General features: G+C 68.2%; 1 pseudogene. It reads right to left on the minus strand.

Annotated features, from left to right (window positions below):
* Nucleotides 1-245, minus strand: a pseudogene (locus BYZ73_RS23415) (hypothetical protein); the annotation flags it as partial.

Here is a 245-nt window from a genome sequence, read left to right on the forward strand (position 1 = left end):
CGCCTCCTGATCCAGTTCCGCCATCAGATCGGCCTCGGCATCCCGGGCGCGCAGCTTGTCGACCTGCTTCTTGCCCAGCTTGTCGGCGTTCGCGGCCTTGGGCTTCTCCGAAAGCCGTCGCTCGATTTCCATTCGTTCCTGCCGGTCGATCAGCTGCGCCAGCACCCGCTCGGCGCCGACATTGCCGCTTTCGGCCATGTCCCAGACCCGCATCAGCCGCCGCGCCTCGCGCTGGTCCTGGGCGG

The sequence above is a fragment of the Rhodovulum viride genome (assembly GCF_003265965.1).
Taxonomy (GTDB): Bacteria; Pseudomonadota; Alphaproteobacteria; order Rhodobacterales; family Rhodobacteraceae; genus Rhodovulum; species Rhodovulum kholense.